Below are 16951 nucleotides of genomic sequence, written 5' to 3'. Positions count from 1 at the left end.
TTCAGATCACACCTGCGGCGCGCAGGCGGGCGATAGTGACGCTATCGTAGCCGAGTTCGGCGAGGATCGCGTCGGTGTCGGCACCCAGAGACGGCGGTACGCGGCGGTAGGCGACCGGGGTAGCGGACAATTTCAATGGATTGGCGACCTGCGGCACGTCGACGCCGCCGGACTGCGGCAGGCGCAACGCCATCCCGCGATGACGCACCTGCGGGTCGGCAAAGACGCTCGCCAGATCGTTGATCGGCCCGCAAGGGACATTGGCGGCTTCGAGCGCGGCGATCCAGGCGTCGGTAGTCTTCATCACGGTCGTCTGGCGGATCAGCGGAATCAGCACCGCGCGATGCTCGACCCGCGCGGCATTGGTGGCGAAGCGTGCATCATGCGCCCATTCCGGATGGCCGGCGACGGCGCAAAAGCGCGCGAACTGGGCATCGTTGCCGATGGCGAGGATCATGTCGCCATCGGCGGTCGGGAAATCCTGGTAGGGCACGATGTTCGGATGCGCATTGCCCATCCGCTTCGGCGCGACGCCCGAGACGAGGTAGTTCAGCGCCTGGTTGGCCAGACACGCGACCTGCACGTCGAGCAAGGCCAGATCGAGGTATTGACCCTCGCCGCTTTGCTGACGATGCTGGAGCACGGCGAGGATGCCGACGGCGGCGTAGAGTCCGGTGAGAATGTCGGTGAGCGCGACGCCGACCTTCTGCGGGCCGGCGCCCTCCTCGCCATCGGCACGGCCGGTGATGCTCATCAGCCCGCCCATGCCCTGGATCAAGAAGTCGTAGCCGGCGCGCCCTGCATAGGGGCCATCCTGGCCGAAGCCGGTGATCGAGCAGTAGATCAGCCGCGGGTTGAGCGCCTTCAGGCTTGCGTAGTCGAGGCCGTAAGGCTTTAGCCCGCCGACCTTGAAGTTCTCGACCACGACATCGGCCTCCTGCGCTAGCCGTTTCACGATCGCCTGGCCCTCCGCCTGCGTGAAATCGACCGTCAGCGAGCGTTTGTTGCGGTTGGTGCACAGGTAATAGGCGGCGGTTGCTTCTCCCTTTGCGTCCTCGAGCCAGGGCGGGCCCCAGTGGCGCGTATCATCCCCCGTGCCGGGGCGCTCGACCTTGATCACCTCGGCGCCGAGATCGGCGAGGAGCTGCGTCGCCCAGGGCCCCGCGAGTACCCGGGAGAGGTCGAGCACCTTCAAGCCGGAGAGCGCGCCCATCGTCAGATCAGAACGCGGCGATGCCCGTTTGCGCACGACCGAGGATCAGCGCATGGATGTCGTGCGTGCCCTCGTAGGTGTTCACCACTTCCAGATTCACCATGTGGCGGATCACGCCGAATTCGTCCGAGATGCCGTTACCGCCGAGCATGTCGCGCGCTGTGCGGGCGATCTCGAGCGCCTTGCCGCAGGAATTGCGCTTCAAGAGCGAAGTCATCTCGGGACTATCGCGCCCCTCGTCTTTCAGGCGTCCCAGACGCAAGCAAGCTTGCAGGCCGAGCGCGATTTCCGTCTGCATGTCGGCGAGCTTCTTCTGGATCAGCTGGGTCGCAGCGAGCGGCCGGCCGAATTGGTGGCGGTCCAACGTGTATTGCCGCGCCGTATGCCAACAGAATTCGGCGGCACCCAGAGCGCCCCAGGCGATGCCGTAGCGCGCCGAGTTGAGGCAGGTGAAGGGTCCCTTGAGGCCGCGAATCTCCGGAAAGGCATTTTCTTCCGGCACGAACACCTCGTCCATCACGATCTCGCCGGTGATCGAGGTGCGCAGGCCCACCTTGCCGTGGATCGCCGGCGCGGATAGGCCCTTCATGCCTTTTTCCAGCACGAAGCCGCGGATTCGGCCTTCATCGTCCTTGGCCCAGACGACATAGATGTCGGCGATCGGGCTGTTGGTGATCCACATCTTGGCTCCCGTGAGCTTCCAGCCGCCTTGGACCTTGCGCGCGCGCGTCTCCATACTCGCGGGGTCGGAACCGTGGTTGGGCTCGGTGAGCCCAAAGCAGCCCACCCACTCGCCCGTCGCCAGCTTGGGCAGATATTTCTCTTTCTGCGCGGCGGTACCGAATTCGAAGATCGGCAGCATCACCAGCGAGGACTGCACGCTCATCATCGAGCGAAAGCCGGAATCGACGCGCTCGATCTCGCGCGCGATGAGCCCATAGCAGACGTAATTCATCCCCGCGCAACCATAGTCGGCCGGCAGCGTGCAGCCGAGCAGGCCCATCTCGCCCATCTCGCGGAAGATCGCCGGGTCGGTGTGCTCGTTGCGGAAGGCCTCGAGGGCGCGTGGCGCGAGTTTTTCCTGCGCATAGCGCCGAGCGGTATCCTGCACCATGCGTTCTTCTTCACTCAGCTGCTCATCGAGCAGCAGCGGATCCTCCCAACTGAAGGTATGCTTGGCCATCTTCGATCCTCCCGGACGCGATGCGGAAGTTTATTCCGCCGGCGCCCGGGCAATTGACTTCTGGGAGACAAACTTGGATCTCGGCATTCGCGGTAAACGCGCGCTGGTCTGCGCGGCGAGCAAAGGCTTGGGGCGCGCCTGCGCACTGGCATTGGCGGCGGAGGGGGTTGCGGTGACGATCGTCGCGCGCGGCGAGGCGGCCTTGCAAACGACTCTGGCCGAACTGCAAAAAGTCGGCGCTGGCGGAAATGAGGACGTCCCGCCGGACGCCGACTCACTTCGAAAAGTCGGCGCTGGCGGGACGGCACACCAAGCGGTGATGGCCGACATCACGACTCCGGAAGGGCGGAAGAAGGCTCTGGCAGCCTGCCCCGACCCGGACATCCTCGTCACCAACGCAGGCGGGCCGCCACCCGGCGATTTCCGCGACTGGACGCGCGAGGACTGGATCAGGGCGCTCGATGCGAACATGCTCACGCCGATCGAACTCATCAAAGCGACGGTGGATGGCATGATCGCGCGCCGCTTCGGCCGCATCGTCAACATCACCTCGGCGGCGGTGAAGGCGCCGATCGACGTGCTGGGGCTCTCGAACGGCGCACGCGCGGGGCTGACCGGCTTCGTCGCCGGCTTGGCGAGGAAGACCGTGCGCTACAACGTGACGATCAACAACCTGCTGCCGGGGCTGTTCGACACCGACCGCATCCGCAACGTGGTCGGCGCACAGGCCCAGGCCAAGGGGATGTCGTACGATGAGGCGCTCGCCGAGCGCATCGCGAACATTCCCGCCGGCCGCATCGGCGATCCGACCGAGTTCGGCGCCGCCTGCGCTTTTCTGTGCAGCGCGCAGGCGGGCTACATCACCGGGCAGAACTGGCTGCTCGATGGCGGCGCGTATCCCGGAACGTTTTGAACCCAGATTGCCCCCCAGGGCGCGAGGCGATTCGGCGGCGAGGGCGAGGCCATTGGCGTCCTTGCGACGAGCCAATAACGGTATCTATTGGCGAGGAGCGCGGTCGGATATCACCCGCCCGCAGACCCAAAGCGCCCGCGCAGGCCGATGCGATAGCGTATTGACTCGCTCATCGGGTGAAAGGCCGCTCTCAATGGATAATCCGGGTTGAAGCGCGTATCCCCAGTGCATGATCGTCTCCCCACTACAGGTTGCCGACACTCTGCCGTAAATAACTGGGCGATCCGGCCGTTGTTTCCGCCGGCGCCCAAATGACGCGAGGTTACCATGCACGCAATGCCCGCTCCGCTCGAAATCTATGAACAGATGTGCGCCCTGTCTGCCCGGATGGTGGAGGCGGCGCGCGCCAACGACTGGGACCGCCTGATCGCGCTCGAACGCGCGGTGGCCGAGCTGCGCGAATCGCTGTTGCAAAACGGCGATACCGGCTTCGACCGCCCGGAAGACGCCCTGCGCCGCCGCGCACTGATCCGCCGCATCCTCGAAGACGATGCCGAGGTGCGCCGCCATACCGAGCCGTGGATGGAAAAAGTGCGGCGTTTCCTGACCGGCAACGCACCGCCGATCGACCGCGCCTGCGGCACCGGCCACTGATCCCGCTGCGAACTCCTGGCAGGCTCTTCGAGCGATGGTTCTCGTTCCTCCCGATGCGGCGATCCGCATGCGCATGCAGACCGAAGCGAATCTGCTCGAGCCGGTCCAACCCGCGCGCCCGATCCCGTCCGAGCTACCCGATCTGCGGCCCGGGCAGACCTTCCAGGCGCGCATCCTCGAACCACTGCCCGACAACACCTACCGCGCGTTGGTCGCCGGCAAGCAGCTGACGCTGCAGCTCACGGAAGGCGCCAAAGCCGGCGATCAGCTCGAGCTGGTGGTCATCGACCGTTCGCCGCGGTCGATCATCGCGCAGCGCATCGATGCCGGCAACCCAGCGGCGCAGGCATCCCCCTATCCCTTCACCCGCTTGAGCCCCACTGCGCGGCTGATCGGCAGCCTGCTGCCGGCCGAAGGCGAAGCTGCTCCGGCCGCACCGCTCAACCGCGGCCAGCCGTTGATCAATGCCTCCTTGCCCGAGCAAGCGCCGGCGGCACGTCTGGCGGCGACGCTTGCCGAGGCGGTGACGAAAAGTGGCGTGTTCTTTGAAGCGCACCAGGCCGAATGGGTCAAGGGCAAGCTGCCGCTCGCCGAGCTGTTGCAGGAGCCGCAAGGGCGCTGGTCGTCGCCGTCGGCTTTCGTTGATGCGGCAATGGAAAAAGTCGGCGCTGGCGAAACGGCAGCTACCCCGCCTGATACCGCTGCCGCTTCGCGCCAGGGCGCTTCCCAGCCAAGCACCGCGACTGCCGGATCGGTTCCCGAAGAATTGCGGCCCATCGTCCAGCAACAGCTGGAGGCGGCGGCTTCCCAGCGCATCCTCTGGCATGGCGAGGTCTGGCCGCAGCAGGCGATGGATTGGATGATCGAATGGGAAGACAGGCAAGGCGGCGGCAGTGAAGGCGAGGAGGAGGGCATCACCTGGCACACCCGGCTCACGCTGACCACGCCGCGACTGGGGAGGATCGAAGCCCGCCTGCAGCTTACCTCGCAGGGCGTGCGGCTGGCGATCCAGGCGGACGAGGTGGACAGCGCCGCCAGACTCCGCGCCGCCATGCCGACGCTGGCGGCCGCGCTCGAGCGCGCGGGCGTGCCACTCCTGCAATGGACGGTGGAGCGATGAGCGTGCTGCCCCCTGATGACAAGGCGGGGCTGGCCGTGGCGCTGAAATATGCGCCGGGCGATACGGCACCGAAGGTCGTCGCGAAAGGGCGCGGGTTGATCGCCGCGGAAATCGTCGCCCGCGCCCGCGAGCATGGCGTTTTCGTCCATGAATCGCCGGAGCTGGTCGCCCTGCTCGCGCAGGTGGATATCGACCGGCACATCCCTCCGGCGCTCTATCTCGCCGTCGCCGAACTTCTGGCCTGGATCTACCGCCTCGAACATCCGGACGAAACGGAACCGGCCCCCACCCCCTCGAATTGACAATACAATCGCGGCCCATGAGCACAGCCGTGACGAACGAGAACTCTTCGACGCCGACCACGATTGCGCTGCCGGTCCTCGAGGGCAGCGAATACGACAAATACATGCTACGCGCCCCGCAGGAGGTGTTCACCCTGCTGCGCCAGCTGCAAGAACGCATCACGCAATTGACCGTGTTCTGTAACGACGGCCAAGACATGCTGCTCACCGTGCTGCTTAACGTCACGCCCGAGCGGCTGATCCTCGATATCGGCCCGGATGAAAACGTCAATCAGCGCATCGCCGTGGCGGAAAAGCACTACTGCATCGGCCAGCTCGACCGCGTGCGCATCCAGTTCCTGCTCGGGCCCTTCACCCGCGTCGGCTTCGAGCACCGTCCCGCTTTCCAGGCCGCTTTGCCGAAGGAAGTGCTACGGCTGCAGCGCCGCGAATATTACCGGCTCAGATCACCGGTTGCCCGACCGTTGAAATGCCGGCTGTCACTACCGCCGTCCAACGGCGGCATACACTTTTATGAAGCCAAGATCCTCGACATCAGCGTCGGCGGTGTCGGCCTCGATGTTCCCGAGGATTTGCTGCTCGAAGTGGGTCAGATCATCCCGCATTGCCGCATCGAGTTGCCTGAAGTAGGCATCGTCGAGGGCACGTTGCGCATCTGCCAGATGGGCGTTTCCTTCACCCGCGAACAGGCGCGGCGACGCGCCGGCTGCGAGTTCGTCGAGCTACCCGGCCCGCAGCAGACGCTGATCCAGCGTTACATCATCAAGGTCGAACGGGAACGCAAGGCGCGCGAATCCGGGCTGGGGTTCTGAAAGCGGATCTTCAGACCGGCATGTTCATCACGTCCTGATAGGCCGTGACGAGCTTGTTCCTCACCTGCACCATCTGCTGGAAAGACAGGCTGGCTTTCTGCAGGTTGATCATCACGTCCTGCAGATCGACGTTCTCGTTGCCACCGGCGAATTCCTGCGCCAGCTGTTGGGCCTGCTGCTGGGCGGCATTGACCTGGTCGATCGCGGTTTTCAGCGCATCGGCGAACGCGACGCCTCCCGCTCCTTGCAAAGCGGCAGCCGGCTTGCCCTCTGCCAGCGCGCTGACGGCGCGCAGCTCGCTGAGCATCTGGTCGAGATTGCGGGTATCGATAGCCATGTATCATTTATAGCAAAGCGCGTGCCGACTGACTAGTCCCCTTCCTTGAGATACCCCTCCTCACGGTATTGGGCGAGCTTGTAGCGCAACGTGCGCTCCGAAATGCCCAACAGCGCGATGGCCTTCTTGCGCGAGCCGCCGACCTTGGCCAGCGTCTCGAGGATGTGCTGGCGTTCGAGATCTTTCATGTTCACCGGCGCCGCCGCAGCGGGTTGCGGCGCGAAAGCCGGCGGCGGGACGAAACTCGGCGCTGATGGAACGGCACCAACGCCCGCGCTGACCGCGGGCACCGGGCCGGGTTGAGCCGAATCCGCCAGGCACAGATGCTCGGCCTCGACTCTGTCGCCCGGTGCGAGGATCAGCGCGCGCTGGATGACGTTTTCCAGCTCGCGCACGTTGCCTGGCCAACGGTAGGCGGCAAGTTTTGCCGCTGCATCGGCAGTCAAGCGTGCGCGCCGGCCGAGCCGCGCGCCATGCAGGGCGAGGAAGTATTCCGCGAGCGGCACGATGTCGGCAGGGCGTTCGCGCAGCGGCGGGATCGCGAGCGGAAACACGTTGAGGCGATAGAACAGATCCTCGCGAAAACGCCCGGCGGCGACTTCGGCCGCCATGTCGCGGTTCGAGGTGGCGAGCACGCGGATGTCGACCGGGATCGGCTTCTTGCCGCCGACCCGCTCGACTTCGCGCTCCTGAAGGACGCGCAAGAGCTTGGCTTGGAGCGCGAGCGGCATCTCGGAAATTTCGTCGAGCAACAGCGTGCCGTGATCGGCCTGCTCGAACTTGCCGGCTTGGGCGCTCTGTGCCCCGGTAAACGCGCCCTTTTCATACCCGAACAGCGTCGCTTCGAGCAGGTTGTCGGGGATCGCCGCGCAGTTGATCGCGATAAACGGCCCCTTCGCCCGTGGCGACTGGTCGTGGAGGTAACGCGCGAACACCTCTTTGCCAGTGCCCGATTCACCGGTGAGCAGCACCGTCGCGTCGGTCTTCGCCACCCGCGCGGAAAGCAGCAGGATCTCGCGGGTCTTCGCATCGGCGGCGATCACCCCCTCGGCTTGCGGCGGCAACGCATGGCGCTCGATCTGCTCGATCAGCGCTCTCGGTTCGAAGGGCTTCAACATGAAGTCGCAGGCGCCCCCCTTCATCGCCGCGACGGCCTTGTCGACATCACCGAACGCGGTCATCAACAGCACCGGCAGGCCGGGCTTGCGGCTACGGATTTCCGCGAGCAGCGCCAAACCGTCCATCGGCGTCATGCGCAGGTCGGAAACCACCATCTGGAACGGCTCGCGCTCGAGCAATGCCAGCGCCTCGGGCCCGCTTGCCGCACCGCGGGCCCGGTGGCCGGCGGTCTCCAGCGTGATCAAGAGTGCGTCGCGCAGCGCTGCGTCGTCCTCGACGACGAGGATGTTCATCGCTTGTTTCGTCATCCATCCTCCGCCGCGACGAGATCATTCGGCCCGCGCCCAATGATGAGCCGGAACGTGCTCCCTTTGCCAGGCGCAGAGTCCACCTCGATGCCGCCGCCATGCGCGCGGGCCACTCCGCGGGCGATCGCCAGTCCAAGGCCAGTGCCCTCGGCGCGCGTGGTGAAGAAGGGCTCGAAGAGCCTCGAGACGACCTCGGCCGGCATGCCGCGCCCGTTGTCGACGATACAAAAACTAATCGAGGCCTCGTCGGCCTCGACTTCGAGGCCGATGCGGCCGTCGGGGCGCTCGGCGACCGCATTGAGCGCGTTTTCGAGTAGATTGGTCAGCGCCCCGCCGAGGGCCTTGCGATTGCCGGTCAGTGTCAGGCCGAGAGGCGGCGCGCCCACCGCGAAGACCACGCCACGCGCGCGCGCCAGCGGTTCGAAGGTCATCACCAGCTCGCCGAGCAGTTCAGCGATCTCGAAGGTTTCGCGCCCGAGCACCTCGCCACGCGCAAAGAGCAGCATGTCCTGGATCAGGCGTTCGAGATGCTTGAGCCGCTCGACGGTCTTCTGGGCAAGCAGGATGCGCGTCCCTTCCGGCAGACCGGGCGTTTCCAGATTGCCGGCGTAAAGCAGCGCCGCGGCAAGCGGCGTGCGCAATTGATGGGCAAGCTGCGCCGCCATCTCGCCCATCGCGGTCAGCCGCTTGTTGCGCTCGGCCTCTTCGCGCAGCCGCTGTGCCTCGGCATTCGCGGCGGCCAACTCGGCGGTCAGTCGCTCGACCTGTTTTTCGAGCGCACCATAGGCGCTGGAAAGCTCTTCCGAGACCTGGTTGAATAGGCGGAAGGCCTCGGCCAGCTTTGCCGGATCGGCATCCGGCCCCCGGGTCGGAGACGGCGCGGGTTCGACGATGTTCATGGGGCGTATGTTCGCAAATCGGCACTGCCGGCAAAACGAAGAATAGGGCGGAACAATACCCGAAATGGCGGCAATTATTGCCGCTCATTGCAGGAACCGCTCTTGCTTGGGCAGGTCACAATCCTCTCCGTTCATTGGAGAATTCCACGACATGGCTGAACCGGTTGCTGCCTCGCCCGCCTTTCCTTTCGGTCTGGCCGCCCTATCCCGACTCGACGCCCGCCAGAAGCTCATGGCGCTGGCGATGGTCGCGCTGGCGGTTGCGCTGTTGATCGGGGCATGGCTGTGGACGCGCGAACCGCCCTATGGCGTGCTGTTCTCCAATCTCTCCGATCAGGACGGCGGCCAGATCGTCGCTGCGCTGCAGCAGCAGAACATCCCCTACAAAATCTCCGAGGGCGGCGGCGCGATCCTGGTGCCGGTCGGCCAAGTGCATGAAGCGCGGCTGAAACTCGCCTCGCAGGGGCTGCCCAAAGGCGGGCTGGTCGGCTTCGAGCTGATGGAGAACCAGAAGCTCGGCATCAGCCAGTTCGCCGAGCAGATCAATTACCAACGTGGTCTCGAAGGGGAGCTTGCGCGCTCGATCCAGGCGCTCGGCGCAGTGCGCGCCGCGCGCGTGCATCTGGCGATCCCGAAGCAAACCGCATTCCTGCGCGACGACCTGAAGCCCTCGGCCTCGGTGCTGGTCAGCCTGCAGCCGGGGCGCACCCTCGAACCGGCGCAGATCGCCGGCATCGTGCATCTGGTGTCCTCGTCGGTTCCGCAGCTCTCCCCGGCCAACGTCAGCGTGATCGACCAGGACGGCAAGCTGATCTCGCAGCGTCTCGACGGTTTCCGCAACGACAACCTGAACCCCAGCCAGCTCGGCTATGTCAGGGAGGTCGAGGCGCAGTACGTCAAGCGCATCGAAACGATCCTCGAGCCTTTGCTCGGCAAGGGCAACTTTCGCACCCAGGTGGCGGCCGAGATCGACTTCAGCCAGGTCGAGCAAGTCGAAGAGAGTTATCAGCCGAATCCGAATCCAAGGACCGCGATCCGCAGCCAGCAGACCAGCGAGAGCGGCGCGGGCAACCCGCCGGCGCTCGGCGTGCCCGGGGCGCTGACCAACCAGCCGCCGGTGCCGGCCACCGCGCCGATCACCACGCCGCCGGTGGCCGGCGCCACGGCGGCGGGTGGCGCCGCTGCCGGCAATTACACCCGCAATGCGACGATCAACTACGAGCTCGACAAGACCGTGCGCCATACCCGCGCCACGCCCGGTGCCGTCAAGCGCCTATCAGTGGCCGTGGCGGTCAACCACAAACGCCCGCTGGACAAGGATGGCAAGCCGGGCAAGGCGGTACCGCCCTCCGCCGAAGAATTGAAGCGCATCAACGACCTGGTGCGTGAATCGATCGGCTTCGACGAGAAGCGCGGCGACACGATCAACGTCGCCGCGGCGAATTTCGTCCAGGCGGAACCCGAAGCAATCCCCGAGCTGCCGCTGTGGAAAGATCCGGCGCTGATCGGTTTCGTGCGTGAGATGCTACCCTATCTGGGTTTCATTCTGGTCGCGCTGTTCGTCTGGATCAAGCTCGTCAAGCCGGTCATCGAAATGTTCAAGGCCGCCGCCGTGGCCGAAAAAGCGGCCAGCGAGGAAAATCTTGCCACGGAACCCTCGGTCGGCGGCGAAGCGCCGCTCGGGCCGCATCCGCCGACACTCGATGAACGCCTGCAAAAGGCGCGTGAACTCGCGCAGCAGGAACCGAAACTGGTCGCCGAGATGGTGAAGGAGTGGATGGGTGCCGGGACCTGAGGAAGGACTGGAAAAAAGCGCGATGCTCCTGCTTTCGCTCGGTCCCGACGCGGCCGCCGAGGTGCTGAAGAACCTGGGGCCGCGCGAGGTGCAAAAGCTCGGCCATGCGATGGCCGGCATCAAGTCCGTGCCGCGCGAGAAGGTGGAAAGCCTGCTCGACGAGCTCGAAGCCCGCGCCGCGAAGGGCGCGGCTTTGGCGGCAGACGAGGAGATGATCCGCGCGATGCTCACCAAGGCCCTGGGTGACGACAAGGCGGCCAATCTGATCGGCCGCATCCTGCAAGGCAGCGACACCGCCGGCATCGAGAGCCTGAAATGGATGGATGCGCCGACGGTCGCGGATCTGATCAAGAACGAGCATCCGCAGATCATCGCCACGATCCTCGTCCATCTGGAATACGACCATGCCGGCGAGATCCTCAAGCTGTTTCCGGAGCGACTCAGAAACGACGTGCTGCTGAGGATTGCCACGCTCGACGGCGTGCAGCCGGTCGCATTGAAGGAGCTCAACGAGGCGATGATGCGCCTGATGGCCGGCGCCTCGGGCAACGTCAAGAAAGCAGCGATGGGCGGCGTGCGCCACGCGGCGGAAATCCTCAACTTCGTCGGCCAGGCCGCCGAGACGGCGATCATCGACAACGTGCGCGAATACGACCCGGATCTGGCGCAGAAGATCCTCGACGAGATGTTCACGTTCGAGAACCTGCTCGATGTCGATGACCGCGGCATCCAGCTGCTGCTGCGCGAGGAGCAATCCGACTCGCTGATCCTCGCGTTGAAGGGCGCCTCGCCCGAGCTGCGCGAAAAGATTTTCAAGAACATGTCCCAGCGCGCCGCCGAAATGCTCAAGGAAGACCTCGAATCGAAAGGCCCGGTGCGCCTTTCCGAAGTCGAGGCCGAACAGAAGGAAATCATCAAGATCGCCCGCCGTCTCGCCGATGAAGGACAGATCCAGCTCGGCGGCAAGGGCGGCGATGACATGATGATCTGACCATGTCCGCGACCTCGAACCTCACCGCCTGGGAACGCTGGGAGCTGGCCAGTTTCGAAGAGGACGTCGCGCTCGCGCCGCCGCCTGCTGCGGCGCCGGCGGCCGGCGAGCAGCCCCCCGCGGCGTTGGAGCGGGCGGAAATCGAGCGCATTTGCGCCGAGGCGCGCGAAGAAGGCTATCAGGCCGGCTTCCACGCCGGTTTTCAGGAGGGCATGCGCAAAGGCTATACCTCGGGCGAAGCCGCCGTTCAGGCCGAGGCCGAGCGCATCCGCCAGGCCGCCGACATGCTCGATCGGACGTTGAAGGAATTCGACCAGCAGGTCGCCGACGAATTGGTGGCGCTGGCGATCGAGATCGCCCGCCAAGTGGTACGTCATGAAGTGACACTCAAGCCGGAATCGATCGTTGCTGTCGTCAGCGAGGCGCTGTCGCAGCTGCCGCACCAACATGCCACGATCCACCTCAATCCCCAGGATGCCGCGCTGGTGCGCGCCGGGATCGGCGAGACACTCGGCCATGCCGGGCATCGCATCTTCGAGGAACCTCGCCTCAAACCGGGCGAGTGCCTGCTGGAAGCGGGGGCAAGCCAGATCGACGCCTCGCTCGCGACGCGCTGGCGGCGGGTGATCGAAGGTCTGGGCAGCGACGTGCCCTGGCACGTCGAGGACTAGCGATGTCACCTCACAGCGAGGCTTGGCGCGATCTGCTCGCCAGCTGCCGCAGGCAGCTTTCCGAAGTGACGCCATTCCAGATCAGCGGCCGTCTGACACGCATCAGCGGACTGGTGATGGAGGCTTCCGGCCTCAAGCTGCCGCTGGGATCGAGCTGCCGTATCCAGATACCGAATGACGGCATGGTCGAGGCCGAGGTCGTCGGTTTCAATGGCGAGAGGCTCTACATGATGCCGACCGAGGACGTCTATGGCCTTGCTCCCGGCTCGCAGGTCACGCCGCTGGAAACGCCCGTGCCGCCGCCGCGCATCGGTCAGACCGCCCAGCCCTTCCGCCGCGCCTTTGACCGCGCGAAACATCTACCGGTCGGCGAGCAGTTGCTCGGCCGCGTGGTCGATGGCAACGGCCGTCCGCTCGACAGCCTCGGCCCGCTCGAGGCCAAGCCACTGCGTTCGCTGATCAGTCGGCCTTTCAACCCACTCCAGCGGGCGCCGATTGAGCATGTGCTCGACGTCGGCATCCGCAGCATCAACGCGCTACTCACCGTCGGTCGCGGCCAGCGGCTCGGTCTGTTCGCCGGCTCAGGCGTTGGCAAGAGCGTGCTCTTGGGCATGATGGCGCGCTACACCGCTGCCGAGATCATCGTCGTCGGGCTGATCGGCGAACGCGGCCGCGAAGTCAAGGAATTCATCGAGCACAATCTCGGCGTCGAGGGCCGCCAGCGCGCCGTCGTCGTCGCCGCACCCGCCGACGTCAGCCCCTTGATGCGGCTACAAGGCGCTTCCTATGCGACCGCGATCGCCGAGCATTTCCGCGACCAGGGGCGACACGTGTTGCTGATCATGGATTCGCTGACCCGCTATGCGATGGCCCAGCGCGAAATCGCGCTGGCGGTTGGTGAGCCGCCGGTCACCCGCGGCTACCCGCCGTCGGTGTTCGCACGCCTGCCGCAACTGGTCGAACGCGCCGGCAACGGCCCGCTGGGCGGCGGCTCGATCACTGCTTTCTACACGGTGCTGACCGAAGGCGACGACCCGCAGGACCCGATCGCCGATGCGGCACGCGCGATCCTCGACGGCCACATCGTACTCTCCCGCTCATTGGCGGATGCCGGCCACTATCCGGCGATCGACATCGAACAATCGATCTCGCGCGCGATGACCAGCTTGATCACCCCGGGCCATCTCGAGCGCGTGCGCCGCTTCAAGCAGCTCTACTCGCGCTACCAGCGCGCGCGCGATTTGCTCGCGGTCGGCGCCTATGTGCCGGGCTCGGACCCACTGCTCGATCGCGCGATCGCCGTGCATGACGCGATGGAAGCCTTCCTGCAGCAAGGCATCGAAGAGCGCGCCGATGCGGAACAGAGTCTGGCGGCACTCAACGCGCTGCTGCCGGATTGAGCAGCTTTATACTGGATAAATGGCAAAGCATTTCCATCTGGCGCCATTGCTGGAACTGTCGAATCTGCGCCTCGATCAGGCGGCGCGGCAGCTCGGCCAGCTGATCAACGGCGAACGGCAGGCGAAAGAGCGTCTCGAGCTCCTGGTGCAATACCGCAACGAATACCAAGCTTTGTTCCTCGCCGCGGCCGAAAAAGGGCTCGATCCGCAACGCTGGCACAATTACCGCCAGTTCCTCGCCAAGATCGACGAAGCCATCGAACAGGCGCGCACGATGACGAATACGGCCCGGCAACGCACCACCGCCGGCCAGAAGCATTGGTTGGATCAGCGCGGCAAGGCCAAGGCCTTCGATACACTGGCGCAGCGTTTCCGCGCCCGCATTGCCTACGAAGAATCACGCAACCAGCAGAAACTGATGGATGAGCACGCGGCAAGGTTTTTCGGCGAAGCCGAGGATTGATCAGTAGTATTGGCATATTCCTTGCGTAATGCGGGTGGTGCACCTTCTTCAAGACGAGGAAATCCGATGTCGACCACCCCTGCCTTGCCGACCGCCGCTCAGGCGGCCCCGACCACGAAACTCTCCAGCGGAGAGGGCGCGCTCGATGCGAAAACCAATGGCGCAGCGAGCTTCGCAGCGCTCATCCAGCGTCTGGCCGGAAAACAGGTGGCCAGCGCGCTCGCCAAGATCGATATCCCCCTGCCGGAGGACGGGCCGCAAGACCCCACGGATGCCGGCAACATCGCTGCGAATGCCTTGGCGCAGATACTCGATCCCTTGGGGCTGATGAAAGCGTCGGCCAATATCCCGGCCAGCGAGGAACCCCCCGGCAGCGACGAGCCAATGCCCGCAGCGACCGCTGTAGCGCTCGCTGCGCCGCTCACAACAGTGCAAGTCACGGCAAACTCTGCCGGCCTGGCGGCGGAGCCTGCCGCCTTGCCAGCGCCGAGTCAGGGTGCCGAGCCCTCGTCCCAGCCTTCGATCGGCTTCGATCCGCACCTTTCCGGCAAGAGCGAACCCGGCAGCGCGCCGGCGGGACGCGAATTCGCCGCAAACCTGACCAGCGCGATCACCACCGCCCATGAGGAAACGCACGCCCCCGGCAATACCGCGGCTGCCGTGCAGCAGGTCATCGCGAACTTTTCGCCGGCGCAGTCGCCCCATGGCCACGAAAGCCTGACCATCTCTCACCCCGTCGGAGTGCCTGGGTGGAACGAAGAGATCGGCAACCGGATCACCTGGATCGCCGCTCAGGGGAAGAGCCAGGCCGAGCTGGTGCTCAATCCGCCGCAGCTGGGGCGCATCGAGGTTTCCCTCACCGTCAACGGCGATCAGGCCGCGGCGAGCTTCGCATCGAGCAATCCGGTGGTGCGCGAACTACTCGAAGCGGCACTGCCGCGTCTGCGTGAGCTGCTCGCCGATGCCGGCATCCAGCTCGGCCAGGCCCAGGTCGGGGCGGAACACTCGCGGCAACAAGCCCAGCAGGAAAAACACGGGGATAATCCGGCATCTGACTCGGCACGCACATTCGGCACGAATCAGGCACTATCATGGGTCAGCCTGGAGGGCCCGCGCATCAATGGGCTCAAGTCCGGGCGGGGTTTGGTCGATGTTTTTGCCTGAACCGCCAATAACTGGAGTGATCCATGGCCGAGGCCAAGAAAACCGAGACACCCGCCGAGGGTGAAGTTCCGAAGAAGAAAAGCAAGCTGCTCATGATCACCCTGATCGCCGTGCTGGTGCTGGTGCTCGGCGGGGGCGGTGCGGCTTTCTTCCTGATGAAGAAGAAGGCCGCCGACGAGGAAGCTGCCGACGAGGGTGACGAGCCGCCGGCGAAGACCGTCAAGGCGAAAAAGAAGAAGAAAGACGATCATGGCACGCCGCCGGCGTTCGCGAAACTCGATCCCTTCGTCGTGAAGCTTCAGGCGGAACAGCAGGAAGCCTATGTGCAGGCGGTGCCGGAGCTCAAGCTCATCGATCCCCATGTCGCGGACCAGATCAAGAATTTCATGCCCGAGATCCGCCACAAGGTGCTGTTGATCCTTGCCAGCAAGAAGGCTTCCGAGCTGTCGACGCCCGAAGGCATGCAGATTTTGGCCAACCAGATCCGCGAGTCGATCAACGCCACGCTCGAAGGCGGCAAGCCCGATCCGGCCAAGGAGAAGGCGGATACCAACGAAGAAGGCCCGGTGATCGCGGTCTTCTTCTCGTCGCTGATCGTCCAGTGAGACGTTCATGAGCCAGGATTTCCTCTCTCAGGAAGAAGTCGATGCCCTGTTGAAGGGCGTCACCGGAGAGACCGAAGAGGAGACGGCCGCACCGGAAGAAAGCGGCGGTGTAAAACCCTACGATCTCGGCCGCCAGGAGCGCATCGTGCGCGGCCGCATGCCGACGCTGGAGCTGATCAACGAGCGTTTCTCCCGCTACCTGCGCATCGGCCTGTTCAATTACATGCACCGCAACACCGAGATCGGCGTCGGCCCGGTGCGCGTGCAGAAATACAGCGACTTCGTCCGCAACCTGGTGGTTCCCACCAATCTCAACCTGGTGCAGATCAAGCCGCTGCGCGGCACGGCTCTGATCGTGTTCGATCCCAATCTCGTATTTCTCGTCGTCGACAACATGTTCGGCAGCGACGGCCGCTTCCATACCCGCGTCGAGGGGCGCGACTTCACGGCGACCGAGCAGCGCATCATCATGGGCATGCTCAATGTCGTGTTCCGCGAATACGAAAAGGCCTGGAAGCCGGTCTATGAGATCAGCTTCGAATACGTGCGCTCGGAGATGAACACGCAGTTCGTCAACATCGCCACGCCGTCGGAAGTCGTGGTCGCCTATACCTTCACGATCGACTTGTCGGGCAATACCGCCGAGATGCATGTCTGCCTGCCGTATGCGATGATCGAACCGATCCGCGACGTGCTCTACAGCACGATGCACAGCGAGCAGGCGGGTCAGGACCAGCGCTGGACGACGATGCTCAGAAAGCAGCTGATGAGCGCCGAGGTCGAGCTGGTCGCGCCGCTGGGTCAAACCGAGCTGACTTTGGGCGAGGTCGCGCGGCTCAAGGTCGGCGACATCGTGCCGATCGACATCCCAGATACCATCCTGGTGAGGGTCGATGGCATACCGCTACTGGAATGCCGTTATGGGATCAACAATGGCCAGTACGCGCTGAAGGTGGAGAAATTCATCGCGCCGGAAGAAGTCACGGAATGAAGACAGAGGTC

At 64.8% G+C, this 16951-nt stretch carries 18 protein-coding genes; 13 read left to right on the top strand and 5 right to left on the bottom strand.

Annotated features, from left to right (window positions below; all coding sequences use genetic code 11):
- Window position 1 precedes the first annotated feature (1 nt).
- Complete coding sequence (locus tag EL335_RS03195; RefSeq protein ID WP_284155425.1) at window positions 2-1249, bottom strand: CaiB/BaiF CoA transferase family protein; 1248 nt, start codon at window positions 1247-1249, stop codon at window positions 2-4.
- Window positions 1221-2396 (bottom strand): acyl-CoA dehydrogenase, encoded by a 1176-nt coding sequence (locus EL335_RS03190; protein WP_126444214.1) that lies wholly within the window; start codon window positions 2394-2396, stop codon window positions 1221-1223. Before EL335_RS03190 ends, EL335_RS03195 begins: the two co-directional genes overlap by 29 nt.
- A gap of 73 nt (window positions 2397-2469) precedes the next feature.
- On the opposite strand from EL335_RS03190, the gene EL335_RS03185 reads away from it, so the two are divergent.
- The 5 genes from EL335_RS03185 to EL335_RS03165 all read left to right on the top strand — a co-directional run bounded on the left by EL335_RS03185 (window position 2470) and on the right by EL335_RS03165 (window position 6197).
- A complete protein-coding gene (locus EL335_RS03185; RefSeq protein ID WP_126444213.1) occupies window positions 2470-3309 on the top strand; it encodes an SDR family oxidoreductase in 840 nt (279 codons plus the stop codon).
- Window positions 3310-3636: 327 nt separating this feature from the next.
- Entirely contained in the window at window positions 3637-3963 is a 327-nt protein-coding gene (locus EL335_RS03180; RefSeq protein ID WP_284155424.1) for a flagellar protein FliT, read from the top strand.
- 34 nt (window positions 3964-3997) lie between these two features.
- On the top strand, window positions 3998-5083 hold the full coding sequence (gene fliK / locus EL335_RS03175) for a flagellar hook-length control protein FliK (RefSeq protein ID WP_126444212.1): 1086 nt from the start codon (window positions 3998-4000) through the stop codon (window positions 5081-5083).
- Window positions 5080-5385: an EscU/YscU/HrcU family type III secretion system export apparatus switch protein gene (locus EL335_RS03170; protein ID WP_126444211.1), complete on the top strand. Its 306-nt coding sequence runs from the start codon at window positions 5080-5082 to the stop codon at window positions 5383-5385. The genes fliK and EL335_RS03170 overlap by 4 nt, the downstream gene beginning before the upstream one ends.
- A 17-nt stretch (window positions 5386-5402) precedes the next feature.
- Entirely contained in the window at window positions 5403-6197 is a 795-nt protein-coding gene (locus EL335_RS03165) for a flagellar brake protein (protein ID WP_126444210.1), read from the top strand.
- A 10-nt stretch (window positions 6198-6207) separates the two neighbouring features.
- On the opposite strand, the gene fliE is transcribed toward EL335_RS03165, so the two are convergent.
- From fliE to EL335_RS03150, 3 genes are read right to left on the bottom strand one after another with little or no spacing between them, the layout of a single operon-like run.
- On the bottom strand, window positions 6208-6534 hold the full coding sequence (fliE, locus tag EL335_RS03160) for a flagellar hook-basal body complex protein FliE (protein WP_284155423.1): 327 nt from the start codon (window positions 6532-6534) through the stop codon (window positions 6208-6210).
- Window positions 6535-6566: 32 nt separating this feature from the next.
- Entirely contained in the window at window positions 6567-7961 is a 1395-nt protein-coding gene (locus EL335_RS03155) for a sigma-54-dependent transcriptional regulator (protein ID WP_126444209.1), read from the bottom strand.
- Window positions 7958-8860 carry a sensor histidine kinase gene (locus EL335_RS03150; RefSeq protein WP_126444208.1) on the bottom strand — a complete coding sequence of 301 codons (903 nt, stop codon included), beginning with the start codon at window positions 8858-8860 and terminating at the stop codon, window positions 7958-7960. The genes EL335_RS03155 and EL335_RS03150 overlap by 4 nt, the downstream gene beginning before the upstream one ends.
- A 151-nt stretch (window positions 8861-9011) precedes the next feature.
- Between EL335_RS03150 and fliF the strand changes: the two genes are divergently transcribed.
- The 8 genes from fliF to fliM all read left to right on the top strand — a co-directional run bounded on the left by fliF (window position 9012) and on the right by fliM (window position 16940).
- On the top strand, window positions 9012-10655 hold the full coding sequence (gene fliF, locus EL335_RS03145; RefSeq protein WP_126444207.1) for a flagellar basal-body MS-ring/collar protein FliF: 1644 nt from the start codon (window positions 9012-9014) through the stop codon (window positions 10653-10655).
- 22 nt (window positions 10656-10677) lie between these two features.
- Window positions 10678-11646 carry a flagellar motor switch protein FliG gene (gene fliG, locus EL335_RS03140; RefSeq protein ID WP_431306261.1) on the top strand — a complete coding sequence of 323 codons (969 nt, stop codon included), beginning with the start codon at window positions 10678-10680 and terminating at the stop codon, window positions 11644-11646.
- Between the two features lie 2 nt (window positions 11647-11648).
- Window positions 11649-12317 carry a flagellar assembly protein FliH gene (locus EL335_RS03135; RefSeq protein WP_126444205.1) on the top strand — a complete coding sequence of 223 codons (669 nt, stop codon included), beginning with the start codon at window positions 11649-11651 and terminating at the stop codon, window positions 12315-12317.
- Between the two features lie 2 nt (window positions 12318-12319).
- Window positions 12320-13717: a flagellar protein export ATPase FliI gene (fliI, locus tag EL335_RS03130; protein WP_126444204.1), complete on the top strand. Its 1398-nt coding sequence runs from the start codon at window positions 12320-12322 to the stop codon at window positions 13715-13717.
- 19 nt (window positions 13718-13736) lie between these two features.
- A complete protein-coding gene (fliJ, locus tag EL335_RS03125) occupies window positions 13737-14180 on the top strand; it encodes a flagellar export protein FliJ (protein WP_126444203.1) in 444 nt (147 codons plus the stop codon).
- A 66-nt stretch (window positions 14181-14246) separates the two neighbouring features.
- A complete protein-coding gene (locus tag EL335_RS03120; protein WP_126444202.1) occupies window positions 14247-15344 on the top strand; it encodes a flagellar hook-length control protein FliK in 1098 nt (365 codons plus the stop codon).
- 23 nt (window positions 15345-15367) lie between these two features.
- Entirely contained in the window at window positions 15368-15949 is a 582-nt protein-coding gene (locus EL335_RS03115; RefSeq protein ID WP_126444201.1) for a flagellar basal body-associated FliL family protein, read from the top strand.
- A gap of 7 nt (window positions 15950-15956) precedes the next feature.
- Complete coding sequence (gene fliM / locus EL335_RS03110) at window positions 15957-16940, top strand: flagellar motor switch protein FliM (protein WP_126444200.1); 984 nt, start codon at window positions 15957-15959, stop codon at window positions 16938-16940.
- The last annotated feature ends 11 nt before the right edge of the window (window positions 16941-16951 follow it).

Source organism: Sulfuricystis multivorans, assembly GCF_003966565.1.
Taxonomy (GTDB): domain Bacteria; phylum Pseudomonadota; class Gammaproteobacteria; order Burkholderiales; family Rhodocyclaceae; genus Sulfuricystis; species Sulfuricystis multivorans.
Note: the sequence above shows the minus strand (reverse complement) of the source record. Positions and strands in the feature narration are given on the sequence as shown.